Origin of the sequence: uncultured Roseovarius sp. (assembly GCF_913054395.1) — a bacterium.
Lineage (GTDB): Bacteria > Pseudomonadota > Alphaproteobacteria > Rhodobacterales > Rhodobacteraceae > Roseovarius.
The window spans coordinates 1-24090 of the sequence record NZ_CAJXIP010000002.1 but is presented as its reverse complement, the minus strand read 5'-3'; the positions used below and the strand labels follow the sequence as shown (position 1 = coordinate 24090).

Genomic DNA, 24090 nt, shown 5'->3' with positions numbered 1-24090 from the left:
GATCAGAGATCTCCTGCTGCGCGGGCGGCAAGGCCCTCTTGTTCAATTCCAAACGGTGCATCGACGCCGATGATCACCGCATAAAGGTCTGCGATCAGTTGCAGCAGCAAAAGACCAAGGCCGACCGGGATGGCCAGGTACGGCTTCCACAGCGCGACACTCCATACGGTGTCGGATTTCCAGCCGCGCGAATAGGCGACATGCCAGAATTCATATCCGTACCAGAGCATGACGCCGATGATCAGCGCCGAAATCGCCAGCGTGACCACTGCCAGGACCCGGCGCGCACGGATCGGAAGGGCGATCGGAATGAGATCGACGTTCACGTGACCACGCAGGCGCTGCACATAGGGCAGGCCGACCAGCGTGGCGGCGATCATCAGGTAAATCACCGCTTCGGTCTGCCATATCGTCGACCCGTTGAGGATAAAGCGGATAAAGATCATCTGACAGGTAATGAGCACGGCCAGCGTGATCATCCCCGCCGAGACCCAACCGGCAAGGGTTGAAATGGCCGCGACGGCTTTCAGAAAGAGGCTGTTGCCGGTGTTTGCCACACCGGAGATGGATTGGCCCGACATCGGCCCTCCTTTCGGGGTAAGTCTTGGGGGTGCAGGGCGCCGCACCGGGGCGCCCTGCGATCAGGTCAGATCACTCGACGGCGAGTGCCATATCCAGAAGCGCCTGCCCGTCGGGCACGTTTTCGACAAAGGCCTTGTAAGAGGTGCCCTTGGCGATTTCACGCCAGGCTGCGAAATCCTCTTCGCTCATCTGTGCGATTTCGACGCCTGCGGCCTTGAACACTTCGACCGAGTTGGCATCTTCTTTTTTGGCTTCTTCAAGATAGAAGGCTTCGGCCTTTTCGGCACCGGCCAAAAGTGCGGCTTGCTGTGCTTCGGTCAGGCCTTCGAAGGTGGATTTGTTCATCAGCAGCGGCTGATACATGAACCACAGGGCAACATCGCCCGCAGGAGTATAACACTTGACCTGTTCGTAAATCCGGTAAGATACGAAGGACGAGGACGATGTATTGGCCGCATCAAGAACGCCCGTTTGCATGGCGTTATAGATTTCCGAGCTTGCCATCGACGCGATCGAGGCACCGGCACCGGCCAGCATCTGTTCGAACGCCTTGCCCGCCGCGCGGGTTTGCAGGCCCTGGATGTCATCGGGCTTGGTGATGCATTTATCCTTGCCGGCAAAGCCGCCTGCCAGATAGCCATGCACCAGAACCATCACGTCATCCTCGGCCATTTTGGCCTCGAGAGCCTCCATGAACGGGCTGTTGGACAGGCGTGCGGCGTGGTCGTGGTTCTTCACAAGGCCCGGCATCAGCGTCAGGTTGTAAGACGGCTGCTGTCCGCCTGCATAGCTCAGCGGCAGAACCGTCATGTCAAGCTGGCCACGGCTCAGGGGTGTGTATTGCTCGCGCGGTTTGAACAGCGATTTCGAGCCGAAGATCTTGATTTCAAGATCAACATCGGCTGCGGCGACCTCATCGGCAACGATCTGGGCAACCTTGTGGCGCACATCGCTGTTGGACCACTGGTGCGACAGGCGCAGGTCGGTGGCATTGGCGACGCTGCCAAGCAGCATAATCCCGGCAGTAACGGCTGCCGTGAACGTAGATTTTCTCATGTCTTCCTCCCATTTTGTCCGGACAAGATGGCCCGAACGCGTGCTGGACAGTCTTTTGGGTTTTGAATTCAGAGTCAAGTTTTTTGTATACAAGAATTTCTACCTTGCGCACAAATCAAGCGGGCGCTAGGTTTTTCCAATGGAACTTCGTCGGGCAGATATTATCGCGGATGCGCTGGAAGAGCTGGTTTTTACTGGCGATTTCCACGATGGCGATCGTCTTGACGAGCTGCGCCTTGCGCGTCAGTTCGAGGTTTCCCGCACCCCGATTCGCGAGGCCTTGCAGCGACTTGTCGCCTCTGGGCTTGCCGAACAGATCCCGCGCCGCGGCGTGTTTGTCCGCCAGCCGGGGCCGGTCGAGTTGATGGAAATGTTCGAAACCATGGCCGAGATCGAGGGCGTCTGCGGGCGTCTGGCGGCGCTGCGAATCTCCGAGGCTGCGCTTGAGGAACTCGATATGGCCAACGCGTCATGCTGTGCGGCCGTCGCGGATGGTGATGCCGATGCCTATTACCGTGAGAATGAGCGGTTTCACCACGTCATCTACCATCAGGCGGGAAACGGATTTCTCGAACACGAGGCATTGCGCCTGCATCGGCGGCTCAAGCCGTTTCGCCGGTTGCAATTGCGGCTGCGCGGGCGGATGTCGCAATCCATGTCCGAACACAAGGCGATCGTCGAGGCGCTGCGCGCGGGCGACGCGGACCGCGCCGCAGAGGCATTGCGCGGGCACGTGGCGATTCAGGGCGAAAAGTTCCATCTTTTGATGTCGAGCTTGCGCAGCGCCGCAGAATAACCACATACCACCAAGTCACAGAGCCGCGCGCCAGCCGACGCGCATCGCTGGACAGTCGGCGCAGGCATCGGTAGGACAGCGAAATGGCCAAGGTAAAGGAAAATCCGAACTACAAGGTGATCGCCGAGAATCGGCGGGCGCGGTATGACTATGCCATCGAGAATGACATAGAATGCGGCATCATCCTTGAGGGGTCCGAGGTCAAATCCCTGCGTCAGAACGGCGGCAATATCGCCGAAAGCTATGCCATCGTCGAAGATGGCGAGCTGTGGCTGGTGAATTCCTATATCGCGCCCTATCTTCAGGCCAAGACCTTTGGTCACGAGGAAAAGCGTCGCCGCAAGCTCCTGGTGTCGCGCAAGGAACTGGCGCGGCTTTGGAACGAGACTCAGCGCAAGGGCATGACGCTTGTGCCGCTGGTGATGTATTTCAACCATCGCGGGCTGGTCAAAATGAAGATCGGCATCGCCAAGGGCAAGAAAAACCACGACAAGCGCGCCACCGAGGCCAAGCGCGACTGGAGCCGTCAGAAACAGCGGCTGTTGCGCCACGGCGAGTAAGGCCCGGTTTTCCCGAGGAAGCGAACGATGGAACTATTGCTGAGTTTGATTGCGGGCGCGGTCGGCGGCAATGTTGCCGGTGGTGTCATGAAGGCCGCAAGCCTTGGGTTTCTGGGCAATTCGCTGGTCGGGATCGCGGGCGGAGGTCTTGGCGGGCATGTCCTGATGATGCTCGGTGTGGGCGGGCTGTCGGTCGGTACGGGTGGCGGTGATTTGGGGGCAATCATTGCTCAGGTCGTCTCGGGCGGGCTTGGCGGCGGCGTATTGATGATCGTCATCGGCCAGATCAAGAAAATGGTGCTGAAATAACCGGTGTGGCGGGGGTGCACAGGCGGTGCCCGGTCTTGCCCTTTTCCCCCTCAGACTGTACTCAAGTCAGGTCTTAAACGGGGGCCCCCATGGCACATGATGATCCTAAAACCGTCGTTTCAACCGACTGGCTTGCCAGCCACCTGAAAGACCCGGATTTGCGGGTTCTGGATGGCACGATGTTCATGGCTGCCGAAGGGCGTGATGCAAAGGCCGAATATGACGCCGCGCATATCCCCGGCGCGCGCTTTTTCGATATTGATGACATCAGCGATAGCCGCTCCGAGTTGCCGCATATGGCGCCCCCGGTTGAAAAATTCATGTCCAAGCTGCGCGCCATGGGCGTTGGCGACGGTCATCAGGTGGTGGTTTATGACGCCAAGGGCCTGTTTTCCGCCGCCCGCGTCTGGTGGCTGTTTCGCCTGATGGGGCAGGAGAACATCGCCGTTCTCGATGGCGGTTTCCCCAAGTGGCAGGCCGAGGGCCGCGAGATCGAAGATCTGCCGCCGATGATCCGCGACCGGCACATGACGGTGCGCCGCCAGAACCAGATGGTCAAGGATGTGACACAGGTTTCGGCGGCCTCCAAGCTTGGCGATTACGAAATTCTCGATGCCCGATCCGCGGCCCGCTTTCGTGGTGAGGCGCCTGAACCGCGTCCCGGCCTGCGCGGCGGCCACATTCCTGGCTCCAAGAACGTACCCTATACCGATCTGTTGAATGACGACATGACCATGAAGGACCCCGACGAACAGCGCGCGGTGTTCAAAGCCGCCGGTGTCGACATGAGCAAACCGGTGATCACCACCTGCGGCACCGGTGTGACGGCGGCGATCATCAGCCTGGCTCTGGAGCGGATCGGCAAGCGCGACCACGCAGTTTATGACGGATCATGGACAGAATGGGGCGCCTTCCCGACCCTGCCTGTCGCCACAGGAGAAGCCTGATGTTCAGCAACCTTAAAGAAAAGCCCGCAGATAAAATTCTGGCCCTTGCCCAGGCCTTCCGCGAAGATCCGCGCGACACCAAGATCGACCTTGGCGTCGGCGTTTACAAGGATGCAGCGGGCAAGACCCCGATCATGCGCGCCGTCAAGGCCGCCGAACAAAAGTGGTGGGGGCAGGAAGAGACCAAGGCCTATACCGGGCTTGCCGGTGATCCGGGGTTCTCTGACGTGATGATAAATCTGGTGCTTGGCGATGCGGTTACCCGCGATCAGGTGGCAGCGGTTGCCACCCCCGGCGGCACCGGCGCGGTGCGTCAGGCGTTTGACCTTGTGCGCATGGCCAACCCCGATGCGCGGGTCTTCGTGTCTGATCCGACATGGCCCAACCATCTTAGCATTCTGGCCTATCTTGGCGTTGAAACCGTGATGTATCGCTATTTTGACGCCGAAACCGTCGGCGTTGATTTCGACGGCATGATGGCCGACCTTGATCAGCTGCGCGCGGGTGATGTGGTGCTGTTGCATGGCTGCTGCCACAACCCGACCGGCGCCAACCTGAACCTGCGCCAGTGGCAGGAGGTGATCGACCTGATGAACCGCAAGGGCGCGATTCCGATGATCGACATCGCCTATCAGGGCTTTGGCGACGGGCTTGAGGAAGACGCCAAGGCAACCCGGCTTGTGGTTAAAAGCTGTCCCGAGGTGTTGATCGCGGCAAGTTGCTCAAAGAATTTCGGCATTTACCGCGAACGCACCGGCATCCTGATGGCCGTGGCGCAGGACCGGGGTTTGCAAAAGGTGGCGCAGGGCAATCTGGCCTATCTCAACCGGCAGAACTATTCGTTCCCGCCCGATCATGGCGCGCGGCTTGTGACCATGGTGCTGGGCGATGATGCACTGCGCGCCGACTGGCAGGCAGAGCTTGAAGAGGTCCGCCTAGGCATGCTGCGCCTGCGTGAAGAACTTGCAGGCGAGTTGCGCCGTTTGTCCGGGTCCGACCGGTTCGGGTTTCTGGCCCAACATCGCGGCATGTTCTCGCGGCTTGGCGCGACGCCCGATCAGGTGGAAACCCTGCGCAAGGATCACGGCATTTACATGATTGGCGACAGCCGGATGAATATTGCCGGACTCAACAGTCAAACCGTACCGGTTCTGGCGAAAGCAATCATCGACGCGGGCATCTAGGCCCTGCCACCGGCGCGCCACCACCCCTGCGCGCCGGTTTCCTGTAAAGAGGGTGACGTGCTTTTCAGGTAGAGAATTTCGTTCTTTTCACAGCGATGATGTGACCGTGCTTCGGCCCTCTCATGCGTCTTGTTCGCGGATCGGAATTAAGTTAAAAATTTTTTATACTTATGATGCAGTTAGCGCGCTGTGGCGGGGTATGGAAACTTTCAGGGGCAGACGGCGTGGGTAAAGAAATCGAAATCGCGATGCTTTGGGTTGAAGGCCCGCTTTCGTACATGGAACAGCTTTGCGCGGTGTCTTTTCGCGACGCCGGTCATTCGGTTAGGCTTTATCATTACGGGCCGGTCGACAATGTTCCTGACGGGATCGAATTGGCCGATGGCAACGAGGTGCTGAATGCCAAGAGCTTTCTGACCCATGGCCGCACCGGAAGCCCGGCATTGTTTTCGGATGTGTTCCGCTATCATCTTCTGAAGAAAGGCGATCGCGTGATCTGGGCGGATACGGATGCCTATTGCCTGCGGCCGTTCAAAACCGAGACCGGGCATTTCTTTGCCTGGGAATCCGCGCAGCATATCAACGGGGGCGTGCTTGGCTTGCCAGCAGATAGCGAAGCGCTTGATCAACTGCTGGAAATGACCAGGGACGAGTATGCCATTCCCGAATGGTATCAGGGGCGCGAGCGTGCGCAGCTTGAGGCGAGTGCCGAAGCTGGCACCCCGGTGCATGTCAGCGAATTGGCCTGGGGAATCTGGGGGCCGCATGCCATCACGCATTACCTGCAAAAGACCGGCGAGGCGAAATACGCGCTTCCTGTTCAGGGGCTTTACCCGGTGCCCTTCAAGCATCGCCGGAAAATGTGTTTTACATCGAAACGCGAACGCATCGAAGGCTTTATCAAGCCCGATACCTATTCGGTCCATTTTTACGGGCGTCGGATCAAGCAATTCCTCGCCGGCCTTGGCGGCAGGCCGGAAGAGGGAAGCTATGTTCACAGCCTCCTGGAAAAGCATGGCATCAACCCCGAAGCGGCGCCGGTGCCACCATTGGCGAGCGGGGCTTAGGATCAGGGTGTATGACGGCCCGCAAGGCGCCGGAGGGGCAGTCGCATCGCCGCTTTCCTTATTCCGGTCGGTATTCTACGCTTTGCAGGTGATCAATCCAATCCGGGAGATATGGTCTTGAAAGTTGCGCTTGTTGCAACCGCGAAAGATGAGGGGCCTTTCGTGCTTGAATGGGTCGCCTATCATCGCCTTGCCGGATTTGATCCGATCATAATCTATCAGAATGACAGTACCGATGGCACTGCGGATATATTGACCGAACTCGACCGGCTGGGCGTCATTTCCTATTTCGACAATCCCGCCAGACGGGGACGCCATCAGATACAGGCCTATAGCCGATCGGCCGAACTGGACAGCTATCGCGCCTCGGACTGGGCAATGGCGATTGATCTTGATGAGTTTCTCAACATCAAATGCGCAAACGGCAGGGTTCAGGATCTGATCGCGGCAGTGCCGGGTGCAGATCGAATTCTGGTGAATTGGCGGCTGTTTGGTGCGGGCGGCTATTCGTCATTGTCTGATCGGCTGGTGACGGAAAGGTTTTTGCGCTGCGACAGGGTGACGGACATGGCCGAAGGGTTGAAGGCCTATAAAACGCTCTATCGCACCGAGCTTTTCCAGCGGCCCGGCGTGCATAAAACGCACCCTCTGGATGGGCTCGCCGATCCGATACGGACGGTCAATGGCTCGGGGTTGGGCGATGGCGATTTTACGATCAAGAACCACCGTTCCACGGATCCGGGAATGTTGAAGCTGGCGCAGGTCAACCATTATGTCCTCAGGGATGCATCAAGTTTCCTGATAAAGGCGACGCGCGGAAGTGCGCACCAACCTGACCGGGACCTGCGAGAGCATTTCTGGAACCGGCGGCAGAAACGGTCCAATCTGGAAACAGACGTGGCGCTGCGTGACCGGGCACCAGAGATCATTGCGGAAATGGCGGCATTGGACGCGCGCAGTGACGGCAGGCTTGGGCGTATGCGAAAGACGGCCTTGCGGCATTACGAAGCCCGCCTGAAAACATTGCTTGAAAATCCGGCCAACCGGGAACTGTTCCTGCACTGTGCGCTGACGGCCTGAGGTCAGCCGCGAAACAGTTTTGCCGGATTGCGCCGTGTGATCCGCCCGATGGCAGCGGCAACTTTTTCCTGCGCTTCGGCGTAAAGCGCGATCTCTTCCTCGGGGTCAGGATAGCGGTCGGGCATATCCGGTGCGAGATCCTGAAGATCGAAAAACGGCGAACTGTCGTCTTTCAGGTAACGCCTGGCCAATTCGGCATTGCTTGCCTCGAAAAGCGCCATGATCTCAAGGCGTTGGTCCTTGGTGAAGACATCACCCGACCGGCGCGGGGCGGCGTTGGCCGGATCGCGCATCATTTCACGGGCCAATTCGCGCACGTTCAGTCTGGAATGGCGTGCCAGTGCGCCCATCTGCTCTGTCACGGCGCGCGACAGGGATTGGTTGGCCTCATGCACGGGTTGAACGAATGAGCTGTCTGCGGCGTCGAGCCCGAGGCAGCCCAGGAAATCGGCGACGACATCACCGCCTTTCATCGCCGAACGCTCGAATCTGCGCAGGATGACGTTTTCATCACCTACCGTATCGGCAAAAGCATCCAGAACCGTTTGATAATTGCCGATTTCGACATGCTTTTTGACGAACTCCAACGGCAGGCTGTGTTCGCGGCCATTCTTTGTCTTCTGCTTGTAAAGCGCTTCCAGATACGCATCCTGCCGCCTGACATAGGCGATGAAGCGGGTCGTCTTGCGAAGACTCTCGGGCATGTGCTGCGCGACCGAAGCGGCAATTGTGGGCGAGAAGAAGTTCTCGCTCGACATGATCGAAAGGCTTTCCGGATGACTTGCGGCTTCGTCCGCGATGTCAGACCAGATCGCGGCGGCGTCCGGGCCGCGCAGTGGGTTGAACAGGTTGTTATGCGAGATATTTGTACGCCCGCTTGCCAAAAAGCATATGCCTTTCGCAGCCAATGGCGCTTCGTTGGTAAGCAGGAAGTTCTGGAGCGCGGTGCTACCGGTTTTCGGCGCGCCGATATGGATCAAAAGGCCCTTGGGGGCCCTGCCGGTCTTTGTGCCGCTCGTCCGCTGTTTTGTCGTCTTCCTTGCGGCCATGTGCCGGAGATCCCCGTCTTCAAGTTTCGTAATCCAGAGTGGCAGGCGGTTCGGCTTTCATCTTGTGCGTCACAAGCCACCGACGAAACTCTGCCCAATCCTCGCGTGCCTTGAGTTCGGCGATCTTCTCGCGATGCCAGGCAACCGCCTCGGCGTGAAGCTGCTTCAGGACAGGATCGGACATCAACCCTGACAGGACCGGGCGCATGCGATCGACCAATGGAAGGATCGAGCGGTCTTCGGTGAGGTTCACGTTCATGTCAGCCCAGTAATGCTCGGTCTGGTCGCGCTTGATGTGATTGGTCCGGCCCCTATCCCTTTTGACCAGGAAATTCTCGACCGAACGAACAGAGTAATGATGCAGCCGGGCATAGTCATGGCTAAATCCGTGCCATGACCGCCAGCCGACCTTGTCCATCGGCCGCAGATTGCCGCCGCAATCGGACCAGCGCACATCGGCTTCGGATTTGTCGGGGCTTACATTCTTGGGGCGGTGCGGATTGAACCGTCTGAAGGTACCGTTGTTTCTGAACATGGTCTTGAAACCATGCGCCCGGCCCGACGATGGTTTTTCCTCTTCATCGGCAAGAAAAAACTGGCTTGTGACCGGGCTGTCTTCAAAGGCTTCGATCCCGCCACATCCGAAAAGCTTCCAGGTCAGGGACACCGCATCGACATCGCCGATGGCATCAATGAAATCGTCCAGCGTGCGGTTCCCGACCCTGATGTTCAGAAATTCGTCGACGTCGATCCCAAGAAGCCAGTCAGCCTCCTGAACCCAAGGGTGGAACTGGACGCGGCCAAGCGCCTTGTGCTGGGGGTTGTCGCCGGGCCTGATGCGGTTCGGGCGGTGGCTGGCCAATCCCAGCTCCTCAAGCCTCTCGATGATCTGGTCGGTGCCGTCGGCACAGTCGTTGGTGCAGATGACGAAACCGGTGAACCCCAGCGAAAGGTAATAGGCCACCCATTCCAGAATGAACGGGCCTTCGTTCTTCATTGTCGTGAAGACGACGCGCTTGGGCGTTTGCACGGACAGTCGGGTCATGGCGCTATGCCTCCTGCTGTGCGTGTTTGCGAAGCTGCCGCCGCAGGTGATCGAATGCGGGGCCGACCCGTTTGGCAAGCGTATCATGCCCGGTTTCGATGGCACGCTGTTCAAGCGACTTGCGATACCAGGCAAGCGACCGCCGCCCGCGCAAGAGCCGATAATAGGCATCCTCGGTCAGGGTTTCGTCAATCACCATCTGGAAAAGCGGCTTGATAAGATTGGCCCGCCGGATGAACACCGCCGAGAAATGCCCTGCAAACCATGACTTGAGCAGCACCACGTTGTCGCCCTCCAGCCGCTCGATATGCAGCTTGTCAGGTTCAAAGAAGGGGTCGTAGATCACATAGACCTTTTTGGCGCTCTGGATTTCGAAAGAAGCGTCGGAATGGGGCAGGCTCCAGTTGCGCTCGCGGCCCATGTCGAACCGCTCTTCCCATGGCACCAGTTCCCGGTCGAGCGTGCTTTGGGGCGAATAGGCGAGGACAATGCAACCGGGCACCAATGACGAAAACGCCATGGCAGCGAAGCCGCCCATCGACGTGCCGGCCATGACCACCTTCTTGTAGCGGGAAAAGAAACCCTGTTCGGCCCGTCTGCGCAATTCGTCGATGATCTGCGGATCGCGATACCAGTCCTTGCGGCGACTGATGACCGAGAAATGAGAATAGCCCCCGCCGCGCACGAAGTCATAGGCCCAGGGTTTGCGCCCATACGAGATATCGTTGACGTTCGAGATATTGTCGAAGGTGACGATCAGGGTGTCGGGATCGCGTTCGATATGGATAAGTGCGTGATGTTCCAGTCGTATCAAAAAGCCCTGCCTGTCGCCGCCGGGATAGATCTCATGGAACCAGCGCGGTGGCGGGTCGGTGGCGACACGGGCGAATTCATCCGGCACGCGGGGATGCACTTTGACAGGCGCGACCGGGTCCGGATGTGGCGCCGCGGGGGGGATCGGCAAGGCGGCAACCTGTGGTGCGCCGTTCACAGGCGGCACTTCGTCCAGATGGGCCAGCACGGCGTTCCACAGGCCGTGCCGCTTTGTCTGAACCTTGATCCGGGCGGCCTCTTCTTCGCATTGCGCATGATAAGCCTGTGCGACGGACGGCGTTTTGAGGATGCGTTCGATCTCTGCCTGACGGGCCTTGGCCGCCCCTGCAAGCGCATTATCCTTGATGTGCTTCGACCGGGCCTCATTCAGGATCGCGATAAGATCATCGGCCATGGCCTGTGCCTTGCCGGGCTTTACATAGGCCGCCCGCAAAAGGAGCGTTTCAATGCTTGGGGCGGGCACGCGCCCAATGGCGGCAAGCTCAGAGCCAAAGGAATCGTCGTCGTGTTGCCATGTTCGGTTGGCATGCGGCTTTGGCATAGGCTTGCCGGCGCCATTCAGCCAACGCACCTTGCTGAGGCCGGTCTTCATCTTGCCAACCGGATAGCCGGGCAGGCGGTCGGGCCATAGGCCCAGTTTCACGATGCTGCGCCATTCGCGCCCCCCGGTCCCATCCGCGACCGGATCGGCGCCTCTGTGGGAAACGTCGCCCAGAACCGCGCCCGGCGTATGCGTCCGCTCCAATGTCTTGCTATAAAATCGCCGCACCGGCGCACTGAGCGCATGGACCGTTTTCAACGCGTTCATCATGTCCGGCAATGTGTCGTGCCGTGATAAGGTCAGATATTCATCCGGTGCCAGAAACAGTCCCCACCCCGAAGTTTCAGAGGCCTCGATCCGTGCCGCGTGGATCGCCGCATTGCGGATTTGTTCCGATGCTTCTGACCGGTCGAAGGCGATGAAACTCGTCTCGATCAGCCCTGCACTTTCCAGCGCCGCAGCGAGGGGGGGCACCTCGGTCAGGGTGTCCGACAGAAAGACATGAATCCGGTTGACCCCAAGGGCGCGATGATGCGCGATCCATTCCACGAAATCGGCTGTCGGATGGTCTAGCCATGTCGTCAACAAAACCTGCGAGTGCTTGGCCATTGGACAGTGTTCCGGTCGTTTGGGGGTTTGCTTCCCCATATCTTCTTGTATTTTTAACAGCATATAACCGCTAGAGGTGTTTATGGCCAGTTCACAGCCCAATGGGCGAGGGTTTTTTTTAGGCCAGCGTCGCGATCAGCTTGGGGCGCGTGTGCTGATTATCCTTTCGTCCATCCGCCTGGCACAGGATTACCGCACCGATTTCAGGTTCAACTGGTTTCCGCCGGGGGCCGATGCGCCGACGCTGGCCAATCCGGGCGATCTGTTTTCCACGGCCTTCATGGCCCGGCACTTTGTCGACAATGAAGGATTTGACGCCCTTCAGGCCCAGGCCGAACCGATCTGGAAGTTCCTCGAGGACAAATCCCCCGATGCCCTGAACGCCCACCTCGAGGGTGGCGGCCATGTCATTATGGACGAAGGATTTGATATTGCCGCCTTCCCCTGGGAGGATCCGGATAAGTTGCGCGGAAGGTTCCCCGAGCTGATCCGTGAGGTCGAATTCAATCCCCTGGTCGCCAAAAGGATCGACCAGATCGACGGCGCCCTGGCCGATGTCGGGGAGCCAAGCGTTGCCTATCACATCCGGCGCGGGGATATTCTGAATTCCGATCCCTGGATGCACAAGCAATGGCCCTCCAAGATCGAACCGGACGAATTGTATTCCGCCCATCTTGAAAAGGAAAAGCCGGGTGTGGCCCTGGTGTTCTCGGACCAGCCCGAAAGCCGGGCGCGGTTTCAAGCTGCCCACCCCGAGGTCAGGGGCGTCGAGGACATCGTTGACCTGGCTAACTGCACCGTGGCGCAACGCGATTTCCTCGAGCTTTATGCGATGTCGCGCGCGGATCAGATCGTCGCCCCGCCAATCAGCGCTTTCAGCCGTGCTGCGGCTCTGATCAGCGGACGCGAACGCAAGCGGTTCATAGATGTGCTGGACAGTCCCGAGCGGGACGCAGCCTATGAGACCCTTCTGGCGCGGATGAAAACGGGCGTTGATTCATTTGTCACCCCAAGCGAGGCGGCGCATCTTTATGCCAAACTTGCCGCGCGTCTCCCTGTGCAGGATCGGGACGACGAAGCATGGGAAATCGGTCAGATCGTCAAGGGCAGCGGCGCGACGAACGCCTTTGTACCGCTGTTCCACGCGATCAACTGTGTCTATTTAAACCGCTGGGACGAGGCAAATACGAACATCAAGCAGGCCTTGAACGATCCAAACCTCTGGCAGGAGTCGCATGCGGCGGCGACGGTCATTCACGCCCTCATTCTGGGCGCCCTCGGCAAGGCCGTCCGGTGCCACCGGACGTTCATGCGGGCGTTTTGGCAAAAGCCCTTTCTGCCGGACGTGACGCTTGTCGGCAGCTTCATGATAAATCGCCGTCGCCTGAAACCTGATCATCCGCTACCGTTCAGCCTGCCCGTAATACAGTCCATGCGCGTGCCCTATATGCGGGCGAACATGTTCCTTGTGCAAAACAAGTTTATCAAGCGCCGGGCGTTTGATTTTTCCACTCTGGTGGTCGAATGGCCGTATTTCGTCATGGACGGCAAGGCCGAGCGTGTTGTCGAAAACAACAATGCCTTGCAGAATATCCACGACAAGGTGATCGCGGCCAACGACGAGGCGGGCCTTGCCCAGCGGGAAAGTTATTGCGCGCTCGTGCAGGCGCGCATGGGGGATGTGGACGGGGCCCTAAAACGGCATGCCAGGAGCCTTGCGGCGATGCCCGGAGACATTCTGACAATCAAACGTCAGGCTGAAATCCTGGCGATGGCGGGGCGTCCCGACGAAGCTGTAACACTGATTGAGCCGCTGGCGGAGAACAGCCTTAAACAGCCCTATTGGCATTATCTGCGGGGCAAGTTCCTGCGCGAAAGCGACCGCCTTTCAGAGGCGCGGCAAGCCTGGGAAATGGCGGCGGAAATCGACTCTACGACGGCACTTATCCATTCCGACCTGGCAGAGTTATGCCGGGACATGGGCGATATCGAAGCGGCGGCCGTATCACTGGACCGCGCCGCGGAACTGGCGCCGACGCAACAGAAATTTGTCAATCGCAAGGAGCGGTATCTTAAAAAAAGCCCAGTGAAAGCCGCCCGCTGAAGGCCGGAGACGTCAGCGTTTGCGCATCACAAGCACATGCGCCGGATAGTCGGGATTGGCTGTGGTGAAATCCAGCGGATCCATCGGTTCGGCGGTCGCGCCAAATTCGGTGCGCAGCAAGCGCTGGAAGCGGCCGCGTTTGATACCGAAAGAGTCAAGCTGATTGGCCTTGCGGGCCACATGCCCTGCGGTGTGATCAAGTAGCATGACCCCGCCGGGCCGCAGGCTTTCCAGCCAGCTTGAAAAGGCGCGCAGGGGTTCAAACGCGTGATCCCAGGAGTTTGAATAAACGAAATCCGCCTTGCCCTTCCAGTCGGGGTTGGCATCGTGGAAATCCCATTGCACAGTGTTGGGGAAATCCTTGGCGGTGTCCGATATTTCGGTCCCAAGCACTTCCGGCTTGCCGGAAAGCGCCTCGGAGAACCAACTTTGTTCCGCGCCCGAGCGCGTGCCGTGACACAGGCCGAAACGCACAGGGCCGACCGTGTCCTCGACGAATTTCGCACAAAGCGCGATATGGCTTTGGGGAACGAACTGCCAGTCGATCTTGCGGCGATTGCCTTCTTGCTGAATTTCCTTGTAGGTCTCGTAATCCGGATACTGGTACAGATTGAAACCGTCACCGTTCAGCTTGCGGATCTGACCATCCATCGTGAAGCTTGGCGAGCTAAGAACCTTGTCTGTCGACATGCTCGTTTCCTCTCTTTTTATTGGCCTGTATGGCTTTGGCTTGACCGAGGGCTGACTATACCGTTTTGCGCGACCTTACCGAACTCATTGGGCTGTTGATAGGGTTTGGGCCCCATGTTTTTGTCCCCTCCGCTGTGCCGGGCCAATAAATTCAGGCAGCGTTGCGAAAACCGACACCCGTTTATCACAGGTGTTTTGAACCTTTTGGGGATGTTGAAGTTCATTCTTACGCTCGCGATGAAAATGGGTAGAATAACCCAGAAACGTAAAAGCGTTCGGTATCGGGGCAGGCAGGAGAGTGGGTATGCGGGCAAAACTTCAAAACACCTTTGAAGACCGGGATTGGTCTGCCGGTGGTAAGTGGCCGGTGTCCGGATTTGGGTCGACGCTTGAAAATACGGAAAGATTACGGGCGGCGCTGCCTGATCTTTTCAGGCGCTACAAGATCAAGACTTTTGTGGATGCACCTTGCGGCGACTGGTTCTGGATGCAGCATGTCGATCTTGACCGAGTGCAATACATCGGTGCCGATATTTCCTCGCAGATCATCGAGGCCAACAAGACGAACCATTCAGGCCCGAACCGTACATTCCTGCATCTCGACATCACATCGGACCCGTTGCCGGATGGTGATCTGTTGATGTGCCGCGATTGCCTGTTTCATCTCAAGACGTGGTTGCGGTGGGAGTTTTTCAGAAACTTTGCCAAATCCAACAACAAGTACCTGCTGACAACCGTCGTACAGACGCCCCAGAACCGCAATCTGCGCAATAACGGCAAGTTCGCGGCATTCAACCCGATGAACGAACCGTATAATTTCCCGAAGCCCAAGGAAATCATTCCTGAAACTGCGGATCATCTGGATATCGAAGAGATGACAAAGGAAAATACGGAATACCGGCATCGCGCCTCTTTCCTTTGGAGCCGCAAACAGATTGCCGATAGTGTCGCCGCCCATGATGCGGCGAACGCGAAATGAGCCTGAAGGCCCCGGAGACGGGGAGGGAACCGGCAATGCGCACGCAACCCAAGGATACGGACCTGGCCGAACGTGCGCCCAAACGCCATCAAACCCGGCTCAAGTTGCTGGGCCTTATTCCCAAGCAGGGCCGCGGAGTGGAAATCGGGGTTTGGGACGGTAAGTTTTCTCAGGTCATCCTTGATGAAACCAACCCCACGCAACTTGTTCTGATCGACCCTTGGGACATGCTGTCGGACGATACCGAAGACACCTTTGTGCATTCCAGGTGGGGCGATACCGATTACATGGGTGCGATGTATCTCAACGTGGCGCGCCTTTATGCCCACCTGCCGCAGGTCATTCTGTGCAAGGGCTTTTCCGTCCCTGTTCTGGAAACCTTTCCGGACAACTATTTCGACTGGATGTATATCGACGGCAATCATCGGTACGAGCATGTGCTGGCTGACCTGAGGGTTGCGGCGCGCAAGCTGCGCGTCGGGGGGCTGATTGCGGGGGATGATTTCTTCTGGAAACAGGATGACAGGCAACAGGTGCGCGAGGCGGTTCTTGATTTCCTCGGAGAGGTCGGTGCGGGGCGCAAAGTGACGCCGCTTGCGCAGGACAAGCCCTTGCCCGGCCTGATCGAGCACCCGTCACGGATAGGTCAGCAGTTCCTGATCCCGGTCACCGACGCGATTAAATCGGCGCTGTGACCTCGGCCAGGACAGCCCCGGTGCCGGATTTTTGTAGCTGGTCGTTCAGGACCTTATCCAACAACATGAACGCAGCGAGGCAGATATGAGCGACACCACAAGCCAGGCGATGATCCGGTCCAACGGGCTGTCGTTCCCTGACGATCCCGATATCATGACGGATCGCCTGCGCAGGCTTTTGTCCCGCGGAAACTATGAATCCAGTGAATCGAGAGCTCTCAAGACATTTATCGGCGCCAATTCCTCGGTGGTAGAGTTGGGCGCCGGCATCGGGTACATCTCGACCAGCGCCGTCTGTCACCATCAGGCCCGCAAGGTGACCTGTATCGAGGCAAACCCCCTGCTTTGCGACTATATCCGGCAGGTTCACCAAGTGAATGGCGTGACGGATAGCACGGTCATTAATGCTATTGCGCTTTCGGGGCCGAAATCGGCCGCGACGCCCAAGGCCCTGCCGTTCTATGTCGCCCAACCCTTCTGGTCGTCATCCATGGAGCCGCCTGCGAACCTGCCCTTTGAGGAAATCGAGGTGCCGACCGTTTCGCTTGACGAGGTGCTGGCAGAGGCGAAGGCCGATGCACTGATCTGCGATATCGAGGGGGGCGAGGCCGTCCTGTTCGATGATGTGGATCTGACCCCCGTGCGCTATGTTCTGGTCGAGCTGCATACCAACCGGATCAAAGCCGATGGTGTCGTGAACCTGTTTGAAAACATGCACCGCCATGGCTTTTTCTATCATCAGCAGGCTTCGGGTGAGGGTGTCGTGCTTTTCAAGAGGTTCCGGGCTGCGCAGCCACGCTGACCGGATCAGGGGTCGTTGTCCCGCAGTCTGTCCAGAAACCTGAAAATCCGGCCATAGGCCTCTCGGGGCGGTTCGTCGGGGGCAAGGCGCACACGCCCATGCAATTGGCGGTCTGACGTCACCAGCTCTACCGCATCGCCGCCAAGGGCTTCGATCCTGCGGATCAAGGCGATATCGACACGATCGTCGGTGGGGTTGTGCAGTGCATGCACAGGCGCCAGCCCCGGCGCGTAGAGAGCGGGGTACGCGAACCCGCCCGAGATGCTGACAATCCCGCGGATGGCCGGGCGGGACAGGCCAAAGAAACCAGTCAGGTAGGCCGTGTTGAACGCGGTGATCGCCCCGGCGGAATTGCCGCCAAGGGCAACCCAGCCCGACAGGTTGAACCCCGCGCGATTGTCCTGAAGCCAGGTCAGGGCGGTCAGCGCATCTTCCATCGCGGCTAGGGCCGCAGCCCCGGCCAGGTCTTTGCGAAATTCCGGGTCGCAATGCTTTTCCAGCGCGGTCATGCGTTGCCGCACCGGATCCGAGAGGTCTGATCGTTCCGCCTTCAGGCGGTAGTCGATCGAGGCAAAAGCATAGCCCGCCTTGGTGAACCAGCGCGAATCCGTCATATGCCCGGCCCAGTCTTTATGACCGTTGCGAAATCCGCCGCCATGTATCCACATGATCAGGGGCACCGGATTTCGTGCCGCTTTCGGCAGACTCAAATCAAGCCGCAACGCGATGTCCTGACCGCGACAGACGGCCCGACCGTATTCGAGATCGTCGTGCCGAATGTAATGGTCCGGGGCTTTTTTCTGCGTCATTCCCACATCCAGCTTGCCAAGAAACCCTGTCGGAATCATAGTCCTGCAAAAGCCTTGTGTCTCAGGTTTTTACCGGCTGTGCCACGACAGCATTCGGCAGAAAACTACAAAAAGGGGATTTGATGTCCGCCGCCTCAGACAAATTCGACTACATCGCAGGATTTCTTCGCCCCAAGTCGATCACGACGCCGCTGATCCGTGTCGGGGCGTTCGGTGATGGCGGATACCTCGTGCCGAATGACTTTGAGGGAATTGCCGCCTGCTATTCGCCGGGCATATCGAGGCAATCCACCTTTGAACTCGATCTGGCAAAACACGGCATCCCGTCTTTCATGGCAGATGCATCCATTGATGGCCCCGCGATAGATATTCCGGGCGGGTGTTTCATCAAGAAATTCGTAGGCCCCGAGGATAACGAGGACAGGTTGTCCATCGCGTCATGGGTCGCCCAGACCGATACCGCACCCAATGCGGATCTGCTGCTTCAAATGGATATCGAGGGGGATGAATATGCAACGATTGCAGCCATCCCGACCGATCTTCTCAAGCGGTTCAGGATAATAGTTCTGGAACTTCATCGTTTGCCGTCGGTCCTGTGCAAGGAACCGTTCTTCAATCGCGCCAGGGCGGCAATCGACAAGATGCTGCCCCTGTTCGAAACAGTACATCTTCACACCAACAACGCCTCGGGGACTGTCGATGTGAATGGGGTGGATATTCCGCGCGTGGTCGAAGTGACCCTGCTTCGCAAGGATCGCGCGACAGTGAGCGGCCCGGTTACACAATTGCCGCACCCGCTTGATTGCAAACACAAAGCCGGTCAGCCGGATATACCTGTGCCCGCTGCCTGGTTGGGGTGAATTTTAATCGAATACAGGGAAAAGGGGCGGCCAACGTGACCGCCCCCGTTGAGGCCCCCGTTATTGCGGCATGATCACCGCGTCGATCACGTGGATAACGCCATTGCTGGCCTCGATATCGGCCGCAGTGACATTCGCGCCATTCACCGTGACGCCACCTGATGTCATGATGGTCACGTCGCTTCCTTCAGCGGTGGTTGCAGCCATACCATCGGACAGATCGCCCGACATCACCTTGCCCGGAACCACGTGATAGGTCAGGATTGCGGCAAGCTGATCCTTGTTCTCGGGCTTGAGCAGGGTTTCGACCGTGCCCTCGGGCAGGGCCGCAAAGGCCGCGTTGGTCGGCGCAAAGACGGTGAACGGCCCGTCACCCTTGAGGGTCTCGACAAGGTCGGCGGCCTTGACGGCGGCGACGAGGGTCGAGAAATCCTCGTTCCCGGCGGCGATATCGACGATATTCTTGCCATGGCCATCGGCAAAGGCTGGACCAGCCATAAGGGCGGCGGCGGTCAGGGCAAGATAAGTTCTGCGAAACATAGATGTATCTCCTGTTCTAGCATCAGTCGTGACGATGCCTCATCGGGCATCACACATAGGGCTACGGTGCCAGGCCGGCTTTGGTTCACCGGGGATTTCTGCCGACGGGAGTTGACGAAAATGCGAAGCCGACTAAGCCGGGGCGATCCGTAACATCCAATCACGTTTTTGTGACAAGCCGGGAAATCTCCTGCCCTGTGGCGGGGTTTTCAGGCCGCTTTCCCGTGGCGTTTGCGGCGGGCGGGTCGATGTCCTGCGGGATGGGGGATTGCGCCCCGCGCGCCGCCCATGATCGCGGTTTAGTGGGTTGTTTGATGGTCTCGAAAGGCGCAGGTTGCGCCGCGACGGCCCCAAACGGGTGAGGGCCGATGACCTTGGAGTTTTTCGATGATTTACGTGATGCAGATCCTGCAGGTTCTTGCACTCTTGTTTGTTCTGATGCTGGGCGCGATTGTCCTGATGGCGATGCTGTTTTACGTGCTGGACAAGAGCCAGCCCGGCGATGCCATCCGGCGCAATTATCCGGTTATCGGACGTTTTCGTGGGCTGTTCACCAAGCTGGGCGAATTCTTTCGTCAGTACTTTTTCGCCATGGACCGCGAGGAAATGCCGTTCAACCGCGCACAGCGCGATTGGGTGAGCCATGCGACCAAGGGCAAGGGCAATACAATCGCCTTTGGATCGACCCGCAACCTTGGTGTGCCGGGCACGCCGATCTTCGTGCCGGCGGTCTTTCCGCCGCTTGATGATCAGTTCGCCGTGACTGCGCCGATGGTGATCGGGCCCACGGCGGCGCTTCCCTATAAAGCCAAGTCGATCTTCAACATTTCCGGCATGAGCTATGGCGCGATTTCACGCCCGGCAGTCGAGGCGCTAAGCCGGGGGGCGGCAAAGGCGGGCATCTGGTTGAACACCGGCGAGGGCGGGCTGTCGCCGTTCCACCTGACGGGGGGCTGTGATCTTGTCTATCAGATCGGCACCGCCAAATACGGGGTGCGCGACGAGGACGGCAATCTGAGCGACGAAAAGCTGCGCAAGATGTCGGAAAACCCGCATATCAAGATGTTCGAGCTGAAGCTTGCCCAAGGCGCCAAGCCGGGCAAGGGCGGCATCCTGCCCGGCGAAAAGGTCAGCGCCGAGATCGCCGAAATCCGCGGGATCAAGCTTGGTCAGGACAGCATCTCGCCCAACCGCCATGCCGATATCAACGATTACGGCGAACTTCTGGATATCATCAGCCATATCCGCAAGGTGACGGGCCGCCCGGTCGGGTTCAAAACCGTGATCGGCTCGTCCGAGGCCTGGGAGCCGCTGTTTCAGATGATCAACGAGCGCGGCCCCGATTGTGCCCCCGATTTCATCGCCATTGATGGCGGCGAAGGCGGCACCGGCGCGGCGCCGATGCCCCTGATGGATCTGGTCGGCATGCCAATTCGCGATGCCCTGCCGCGGATGGTGGACCTACGCGACCGTTATGGCCTGAAAGAGCGGATCAGGATGATCGCGGCGGGCAAGCTTATCAATCCCGGCGATGTCGCATGGGCACTTTGTGCGGGGGCTGATTTTGTCACCTCGGCGCGTGGCTTCATGTTCAGCCTCGGCTGCATTCAGGCGCTCAAGTGCAATCGCAACACCTGTCCCACCGGGATCACCACCCACGACAAACGCCTTCAGGCCGGTCTTGTGGTCGAGGATAAATATATCAAGGTCGCCCATTACGCCACCTCGGTGATCAAGGAGGTCGAGACGATTGCCCATTCCGTCGGCGTTGCCGAGCCCCGTCTGATGCGGCGGCGCCATGTGCGCCTTGTGCAGGCCGATGGCACCTCGGTTCCGTTCAATAAAATCCGCCCGAGTTACAACGCGGACGCGGCATTGTGATTGCGGCTTGCTGGCTGAATTCTGGCGATAGGCAAATGTTTCTCTATATATAGGTGTGAAACCTACAGGAGAGACCAATGGCCTATCGCTGGAAAAACACCCTGTCCGACTGTGATGCGACACCAGAGGCGGTGTTTCTCAATCGCCGCCAGCTAATGGCGGGGGCGGCGGCCGGGATCGGCCTTGCCGGGGCAGGACTGCCCGCGCGCGCGCAAGCGCAGGAGTTGACGGCCAATAGCTGGGAGGAAATCACCGGCTATAACAACTACTATGAGTTCGGCACCGACAAGGCCGATCCGGCGCGCTATGCCGGTGCCCTCACGACCAGCCCCTGGAGTGTCGAGATTGACGGGCTTGTCGATCGCCCCGGCCCCTATGATTTTGATCAGATCATGGACAAGATGACGGTCGAAGAGCGGCTCTATCGGTTTCGCTGTGTCGAGGCCTGGTCGATGGTCGTGCCTTGGAACGGATTCGAGCTTGCCGATCTGCTGGCGCTTGCGGGGATTCAGGCCGATGCCAAGTATATCGCGTTTGAAACCGCCCTGCGCCCCGATGAAATGCCAGGCGTCACCTACCCGGTTCTGGACTGGCCCTATGTCGAGGGCCTGCGGCTTGACGAAGCGATGCATCCGCTGACTATCATGGCCACGGGTATCTATGGCCGCGACATCCCTAATCAGAACGGTGCGCCGCTGCGTCTGGTGGTGCCGTGGAAGTATGGCTTCAAGTCGATCAAGTCGATCGTGCGCATCACCGCCACCAAGGACGAGCCGCCAACGTCCTGGAACAAGGCCAATGCGCGCGAATACGGCTTTTACAGCAATGTGAACCCGGAGGTCGATCATCCCCGCTGGAGCCAGGCGACAGAGCGCGCGATTGGCGGCGGGTTGTTTTCGGCGCGCAAGCCGACGCTGATGTTCAATGGCTATGGTGACGAGGTTGCCTCGCTCTATGCCGGGATGGACCTGAGAAAGAACTTCTGAGCATGGCCCGGATGATGACATGGGTGGGCGGTATCGGGGCAGGCTTTGCCGCGCTGTGTTGCTTTACCGGTCTCTTGCCGTTTCTTTTGATGGCGCTTGGATTGGGGTCGCTGATCGACATCGTTTACCGGGACAGCCTGCTGTTTCCGGTACTGGGTATTTCCTTGATCATTATGGGAGCAGGCCTGTGGCTGACGAAATCGAAATCAAACTGACATCGACGCTGACATGTCCCGAGTGCGGGCAGGCAAGTCTCGAGACCATGCCAACCAATGCCTGCCAGTTCTTTTTCGAATGTCCCGGCTGCGGCACGGTTTTGCGGCCCAAGCCTGGTGATTGCTGTGTCTATTGTTCTTACGGTGATGTGGCCTGCCCGCCGGTTCAAAAGGCGGAGTGCTGTTGCGGATGAGCCTTCTGGTCGATCAGATCAACGCGCTGCTGCGCAGGGTGCCGACATGGGCCGTGTATATTCTGTTCGCTGCCCCGGCGCCTTACTTCTTTTATATGGGGGCGACAGGCGGCCTTGGCATCGAGCCGATCAAGGCGCTCGAGCACGAGTTGGGGGCGCTCGCCCTCAAGCTGCTGGTCGCGGGTCTTGCTGTCACGCCACTGCGCCGCCTTGCCGGGGTGAACCTTTTGAAGTTCCGGCGCGCGCTTGGCCTTCTGACCTTTTTCTATGTCGTGCTGCATCTTCTGGTCTGGCTGCTGCTGGATGTGCAGATTCCGGCGCAAATCTGGGCGGACATCCTGAAGCGCCCCTATGTGACCATCGGCTTTGCCGCCTTCCTGTTGCTGGTGCCGCTGGCGGCGACCTCTAACAATTGGTCGGTGCGCAAGCTGGGGCCGAAATGGCGCAGGCTTCACAAGCTGACCTATGTGGCGGCACTTCTGGCGGCGTTGCACTTTGTATGGCTGGTGAAGGGCTTTCAGATCGAACCGCTGATCTATCTGGCCGTGATTCTGGGTTTGCTGGCGCTGCGGTTGCGACCGTCGCGCAAGAAACAGGCAGTTTAAGGCGGGATTGCTCCGCTACGGGCAGTTTGGGAATCGGAAAATCGGCGGATGAGTCGGCATTTCTTCAAAAACCGACTCGCCTGATTTGCCAGGCAAAGGTGATTCCACCGCCGCGACACGTCCGAGTCGCCCCAAACGGCCCCCGCTTCGCCACTCTTTGCCATCGCTCTTGGGGGTAAGTCTGTGGATAACGCAAGATGTAGGGGGAGGGCACCATGCGCCCCGCTAATATTATTGCGCAAACCGCTGCATTTGCTTGGCGATAGTGACTTAACTCATTAATTTTGCACTAAAATTCAGGTTTTTGAAGAAAAAGTGACAAAAGCCAAAAAAAGGGGTTGCGGGTTTTGGGCAGTAACCTTAGAACCCCCTTCACCGGCGGCGCAGAGATGCACACCGGGACGCCAGACGGACCAGACGGGCAGTTGCCTAGACGGGAAGCGCGGCCAAGAATTTTGAGGTAGATGAGGCGGGTCGCGCTAGAAGATTTAGCGCAGCCGGTTGATTTTGTCTCTACGCTCTTTGAAAATTAGATATCTGAAGAGATATGTGGGCGGTTTGGTTCAGTTCGATGGATCAACGTCTGTATATCGCGCTAGTAGGGGCAACCCGATGATCTAGTGTCAGCTTCACTGTTTGAACGGCTTTCGGTTTTCTGATGAAAACCAGAAGTACATCAAACAGAAGACTGTTTCTGTCCTTTGCAGGGCAGGAACGATGTGCAGAGGTTCGAACGTCAAGGTTAAGCGCGCAAGTGCTTTTCAACTTGAGAGTTTGATCCTGGCTCAGAACGAACGCTGGCGGCAGGCCTAACACATGCAAGTCGAGCGCACCCTTCGGGGCGAGCGGCGGACGGGTTAGTAACGCGTGGGAATGTGCCCTTCTCTACGGAATAGCCTCGGGAAACTGAGAGTAATACCGTATACGCCCTTCGGGGGAAAGATTTATCGGAGAAGGATCAGCCCGCGTAAGATTAGATAGTTGGTGGGGTAATGGCCTACCAAGTCTACGATCTTTAGCTGGTTTTAGAGGATGATCAGCAACACTGGGACTGAGACACGGCCCAGACTC

25 protein-coding genes and 1 rRNA gene are annotated in these 24090 nt (G+C 58.5%); 18 read left to right on the top strand and 8 right to left on the bottom strand.

The window, feature by feature from the left end; all coding sequences use genetic code 11:
* Positions 1-2 precede the first annotated feature (2 nt).
* Positions 3-581, bottom strand: a complete 579-nt coding sequence (locus tag QZ522_RS00515; RefSeq protein WP_294606370.1) for a TRAP transporter small permease — start codon at positions 579-581, stop codon at positions 3-5.
* Positions 582-651: 70 nt separating this feature from the next.
* The gene (gene dctP, locus QZ522_RS00510; RefSeq protein WP_294606368.1) at positions 652-1638 is read right to left on the bottom strand and encodes a TRAP transporter substrate-binding protein DctP; all 987 of its coding nucleotides are present in this window, start codon (positions 1636-1638) and stop codon (positions 652-654) included.
* A 139-nt stretch (positions 1639-1777) separates the two neighbouring features.
* Here dctP and QZ522_RS00505 point away from each other — a divergent pair, with 139 nt between their 5' ends.
* The 7 genes from QZ522_RS00505 (at position 1778) to QZ522_RS00475 (ending at position 7581) form a co-directional block, all read left to right on the top strand.
* Positions 1778-2434, top strand: a complete 657-nt coding sequence (locus tag QZ522_RS00505; RefSeq protein ID WP_294606366.1) for a GntR family transcriptional regulator — start codon at positions 1778-1780, stop codon at positions 2432-2434.
* 83 nt (positions 2435-2517) lie between these two features.
* Entirely contained in the window at positions 2518-2994 is a 477-nt protein-coding gene (gene smpB / locus QZ522_RS00500) for an SsrA-binding protein SmpB (RefSeq protein WP_294606364.1), read from the top strand.
* A gap of 27 nt (positions 2995-3021) precedes the next feature.
* Positions 3022-3303, top strand: coding sequence for a hypothetical protein (locus QZ522_RS00495; protein WP_294606362.1), 282 nt, complete (start codon positions 3022-3024; stop codon positions 3301-3303).
* 89 nt (positions 3304-3392) lie between these two features.
* The gene (sseA, locus tag QZ522_RS00490) at positions 3393-4250 is read left to right on the top strand and encodes a 3-mercaptopyruvate sulfurtransferase (protein WP_294606360.1); all 858 of its coding nucleotides are present in this window, start codon (positions 3393-3395) and stop codon (positions 4248-4250) included.
* Positions 4250-5434, top strand: coding sequence for an amino acid aminotransferase (locus QZ522_RS00485; protein ID WP_294606358.1), 1185 nt, complete (start codon positions 4250-4252; stop codon positions 5432-5434). Before sseA ends, QZ522_RS00485 begins: the two co-directional genes overlap by 1 nt.
* 224 nt (positions 5435-5658) lie before the next feature.
* A complete protein-coding gene (locus QZ522_RS00480; protein WP_294606340.1) occupies positions 5659-6501 on the top strand; it encodes a hypothetical protein in 843 nt (280 codons plus the stop codon).
* A 117-nt stretch (positions 6502-6618) separates the two neighbouring features.
* Positions 6619-7581: a glycosyltransferase family 2 protein gene (locus tag QZ522_RS00475; protein ID WP_294606338.1), complete on the top strand. Its 963-nt coding sequence runs from the start codon at positions 6619-6621 to the stop codon at positions 7579-7581.
* A 2-nt stretch (positions 7582-7583) separates the two neighbouring features.
* On the opposite strand, the gene QZ522_RS00470 is transcribed toward QZ522_RS00475, so the two are convergent.
* The 3 genes from QZ522_RS00470 to QZ522_RS00460 are packed head-to-tail and all read right to left on the bottom strand — an operon-like array spanning position 7584 to position 11659.
* Complete coding sequence (locus QZ522_RS00470) at positions 7584-8630, bottom strand: hypothetical protein (protein ID WP_294606336.1); 1047 nt, start codon at positions 8628-8630, stop codon at positions 7584-7586.
* Between the two features lie 19 nt (positions 8631-8649).
* Positions 8650-9675 carry a glycosyltransferase family 2 protein gene (locus QZ522_RS00465; RefSeq protein ID WP_294606334.1) on the bottom strand — a complete coding sequence of 342 codons (1026 nt, stop codon included), beginning with the start codon at positions 9673-9675 and terminating at the stop codon, positions 8650-8652.
* Between the two features lie 4 nt (positions 9676-9679).
* Complete coding sequence (locus QZ522_RS00460) at positions 9680-11659, bottom strand: glycosyltransferase family 2 protein (RefSeq protein ID WP_294606332.1); 1980 nt, start codon at positions 11657-11659, stop codon at positions 9680-9682.
* 151 nt (positions 11660-11810) lie between these two features.
* Here QZ522_RS00460 and QZ522_RS00455 point away from each other — a divergent pair, with 151 nt between their 5' ends.
* The gene (locus QZ522_RS00455) at positions 11811-13763 is read left to right on the top strand and encodes a hypothetical protein (protein WP_294606330.1); all 1953 of its coding nucleotides are present in this window, start codon (positions 11811-11813) and stop codon (positions 13761-13763) included.
* A gap of 12 nt (positions 13764-13775) precedes the next feature.
* Here the strand turns inward: QZ522_RS00455 and QZ522_RS00450 are convergent, their stop codons facing one another.
* The gene (locus QZ522_RS00450; RefSeq protein WP_294606327.1) at positions 13776-14453 is read right to left on the bottom strand and encodes a class I SAM-dependent methyltransferase; all 678 of its coding nucleotides are present in this window, start codon (positions 14451-14453) and stop codon (positions 13776-13778) included.
* 304 nt (positions 14454-14757) lie between these two features.
* Here QZ522_RS00450 and QZ522_RS00445 point away from each other — a divergent pair, with 304 nt between their 5' ends.
* The 3 genes from QZ522_RS00445 to QZ522_RS00435 all read left to right on the top strand — a co-directional run bounded on the left by QZ522_RS00445 (position 14758) and on the right by QZ522_RS00435 (position 16929).
* Complete coding sequence (locus QZ522_RS00445) at positions 14758-15432, top strand: class I SAM-dependent methyltransferase (protein WP_294606324.1); 675 nt, start codon at positions 14758-14760, stop codon at positions 15430-15432.
* A gap of 35 nt (positions 15433-15467) precedes the next feature.
* Positions 15468-16127 carry a class I SAM-dependent methyltransferase gene (locus QZ522_RS00440; protein WP_294606322.1) on the top strand — a complete coding sequence of 220 codons (660 nt, stop codon included), beginning with the start codon at positions 15468-15470 and terminating at the stop codon, positions 16125-16127.
* Between the two features lie 85 nt (positions 16128-16212).
* A complete protein-coding gene (locus QZ522_RS00435) occupies positions 16213-16929 on the top strand; it encodes an FkbM family methyltransferase (protein ID WP_294606320.1) in 717 nt (238 codons plus the stop codon).
* A gap of 5 nt (positions 16930-16934) precedes the next feature.
* Here QZ522_RS00435 and QZ522_RS00430 read toward each other — a convergent pair whose 3' ends face one another.
* Complete coding sequence (locus QZ522_RS00430) at positions 16935-17738, bottom strand: hypothetical protein (RefSeq protein ID WP_294606318.1); 804 nt, start codon at positions 17736-17738, stop codon at positions 16935-16937.
* Between the two features lie 122 nt (positions 17739-17860).
* Between QZ522_RS00430 and QZ522_RS00425 the strand changes: the two genes are divergently transcribed.
* The gene (locus QZ522_RS00425; RefSeq protein ID WP_294606317.1) at positions 17861-18598 is read left to right on the top strand and encodes a hypothetical protein; all 738 of its coding nucleotides are present in this window, start codon (positions 17861-17863) and stop codon (positions 18596-18598) included.
* 60 nt (positions 18599-18658) lie between these two features.
* Here QZ522_RS00425 and QZ522_RS00420 read toward each other — a convergent pair whose 3' ends face one another.
* A complete protein-coding gene (locus tag QZ522_RS00420) occupies positions 18659-19138 on the bottom strand; it encodes a fasciclin domain-containing protein (RefSeq protein WP_294606315.1) in 480 nt (159 codons plus the stop codon).
* Positions 19139-19525: 387 nt separating this feature from the next.
* On the opposite strand from QZ522_RS00420, the gene QZ522_RS00415 reads away from it, so the two are divergent.
* From QZ522_RS00415 to QZ522_RS00390, 6 genes are all read left to right on the top strand, one after another.
* Positions 19526-21019, top strand: a complete 1494-nt coding sequence (locus QZ522_RS00415; RefSeq protein WP_294606314.1) for an FMN-binding glutamate synthase family protein — start codon at positions 19526-19528, stop codon at positions 21017-21019.
* Between the two features lie 77 nt (positions 21020-21096).
* The gene (gene msrP / locus QZ522_RS00410) at positions 21097-22005 is read left to right on the top strand and encodes a protein-methionine-sulfoxide reductase catalytic subunit MsrP (protein WP_294606311.1); all 909 of its coding nucleotides are present in this window, start codon (positions 21097-21099) and stop codon (positions 22003-22005) included.
* 2 nt (positions 22006-22007) lie between these two features.
* Positions 22008-22220 (top strand): hypothetical protein, encoded by a 213-nt coding sequence (locus tag QZ522_RS00405; protein WP_294606310.1) that lies wholly within the window; start codon positions 22008-22010, stop codon positions 22218-22220.
* Positions 22205-22414, top strand: a complete 210-nt coding sequence (locus QZ522_RS00400) for a GDCCVxC domain-containing (seleno)protein (protein WP_363319803.1) — start codon at positions 22205-22207, stop codon at positions 22412-22414. The genes QZ522_RS00405 and QZ522_RS00400 overlap by 16 nt, the downstream gene beginning before the upstream one ends.
* Positions 22411-23019 carry a protein-methionine-sulfoxide reductase heme-binding subunit MsrQ gene (gene msrQ, locus QZ522_RS00395; protein WP_294606307.1) on the top strand — a complete coding sequence of 203 codons (609 nt, stop codon included), beginning with the start codon at positions 22411-22413 and terminating at the stop codon, positions 23017-23019. Before QZ522_RS00400 ends, msrQ begins: the two co-directional genes overlap by 4 nt.
* Positions 23020-23781: 762 nt before the next feature.
* Positions 23782-24090: ribosomal RNA gene (locus QZ522_RS00390) — 16S ribosomal RNA — on the top strand; the annotation flags it as partial.